The sequence below is a fragment of the Pseudoalteromonas sp. TB64 genome (genome assembly GCF_000498095.1).
Lineage (GTDB): Bacteria > Pseudomonadota > Gammaproteobacteria > Enterobacterales > Alteromonadaceae > Pseudoalteromonas.
Genome location: NZ_AUTQ01000043.1, coordinates 1 through 2151, shown reverse-complemented (window position 1 = coordinate 2151; position 2151 = coordinate 1). Strand labels below are relative to the sequence as shown.

Sequence of the window (2151 nt, the reverse complement as noted above, 5' to 3'; positions counted from 1 at the left end):
CTCGGCGCTTACGTGCGCATTTTGGGCGTAGCTTTTAATAAATGGGTGCGTCATATAGTAGTTAAGTCCTTAGTAACATCATCGTAAATGTCAGCTGCAGTTAGTAAAGTTTATATGTGTACTAACGTAGGCTATTTCAAGGCTTAAACACAATAAATAAGTTCATGTATTCAATACAAAAACCGCTTTGTATTTAACAAAGCAGTATTTTAATTTTTAAGAATTTAAATCGAGAGTATTGAGTAAGCTTTTGTATATTTGTAATTTAGGAGTTTGCTCGCTGTATGGGCTTATGGCAAGTATTGGGAACGGTAAGCGTGCTTTAAGTGAATCAAGGTTTGCTTGGTACTCGTCCATATTTTTATCTACTTGGTTTGCAATCCAGCCAACGCAGTTTATACCCATACTTTGCATATGCGCAGCGGTTAATAACGCATGATTTAAGCAACCTAGCTTCATACCTACAACGAGTATTACCGGCATCTTTTCTGCTTTAACCCAGTCGTATAAATAATCGTTTTTATTAATTGGTAACGCCCAGCCACCAGCGCCTTCGGTAAGTATATAATTAGCGCCCTGTTGTTTTACGTTTTTATAAGCATCACTTAGTTTATCAATAGTAATACTAACTCCCACTTGCTCAGCGGCTATGTGCGGCGCAATAGGTGGTGCAAACGCAAACGGATTTACTACGTCGTATTTAGCGCTCACTGTTGCACTTTCCATTAGTATGAGGGCATCGGCGTTTACTAGTTGATCGAATGCCATTTCGCAGCCAGCAGCAAGAGGTTTAAAACCAATGGCTTGTTTTTTGTGTTGGGCAAGTAACTTTAATAGCAAACTGGTAACGTGGGTTTTTCCGGCATCGGTGTCGGTGCCTGTTATAAAAAATTCTTTCATTACTTTGCCTTATGATCTGAATCTAAGTTTGGTTTAATTTTTAAATTAAGCGTATTAATCGCTTTTTTGTAATGATAACAGCACCACATGATAAGACACACATGCTTTGTTATTTATAAGCGGATATGCACTGCATACTTTTTGTAGCGCCGATTTGGTAAGTAACCCTTGGCGCGTATTGGTATGATTTTGTGTAGTAGCGCCAATAGCTTTAATAGAGGCAATAGCTTTTAAAGGTGTTGTGTATTCATCGGTGTAAATACGCTTTTTAGCGCTATTAATAGTAAACCCTGCATTTTGGACTGATTGGTTTATATGCAGTTCACTATTAAAGGTATTTATGTGGCTGTTTGAATCAAGCGCGGCAAAGGCTGTTTTTATTTCGTTAAGTGAGCCCTCTACCACAGTGCTTATGTACGCCTGCCCGCCTGGTTTTAATATACAGTAAAGTGATTGCATTAAAGCCGAAAAATTAGCAGACCACTGCACTGCAAAGTTACTGTAAATAACATCAATACTGTTTGCTTGTAGCGGTAGGTTATCCATATCGGCGCATATTTTAGGTGTGATTAAATCACTACTTTGTAGCATATTTAAGCTCAAATCCATCGCCACAACGCTTGCAAATACGCTTTGTAAGGTATGCGTATTAACAAGCGGGCCTGCGCCTAAATCAACACAAAGCTTATTTTTATTAAAGTCTGGTTTTATTAGTTTAAATAAATCGCTTGCTGCGTGTTTTTGTACATTTGCATGAGTGTTATAACGCGCTGCCGCCTTTGAAAACTTACTTTGGGCAGACTTTTTAAGCTCCTTGCTTAAATCCTTGTTTAACTCTCTATTTAAATCGCTACCCACTAGGCACGGTTTTACTCGTTGTGTTTGCATTAAGTCTGTTTTTAATACTGGCTGAGCAATCATGCTATTGCACCTGCTAAGTGCTTAACTAGGTGCGTTATATCTTGCTCGGTATGTGCGGCGGTTAAAGTAATGCGTAAACGTGAGGTGTTATGTGCAACCGTCGGTGGTCTAATTGCAGAGAGCCAAATATCCTGTTGTTTAAGCTTATCTGCCGCTTGCAATGTTTGCTCAGCGCAGCCTAATACAATGGGCTGTATGGCGGTGTTTGATTCCATTACAGCAATATTGTGAGTTTTAGCGAGTTGCTTAAATAACGCAATATTGGCATTTAGCTTATCGCGTTTATCATTGGCTGTTTTTATGTTTTTAATACGCGCAAGTGTGTGGCTT

General features: G+C 39.0%; 3 protein-coding genes. All 3 read right to left on the bottom strand.

Features of this window, described 5'->3' with window-relative positions; all coding sequences use genetic code 11:
• Positions 1-216: 216 nt before the first annotated feature.
• Entirely contained in the window at positions 217-900 is a 684-nt protein-coding gene (bioD, locus tag L647_RS0101210) for a dethiobiotin synthase (RefSeq protein WP_024609581.1), read from the bottom strand.
• Positions 901-954: 54 nt separating this feature from the next.
• Positions 955-1821, bottom strand: coding sequence for a methyltransferase domain-containing protein (locus tag L647_RS0101205; protein ID WP_024609580.1), 867 nt, complete (start codon positions 1819-1821; stop codon positions 955-957).
• Positions 1818-2151 (bottom strand): aminotransferase class I/II-fold pyridoxal phosphate-dependent enzyme (locus tag L647_RS0101200; protein ID WP_029880340.1); only part of this gene is annotated, 334 nt, incomplete at its 5' end. The genes L647_RS0101200 and L647_RS0101205, both read right to left, overlap by 4 nt.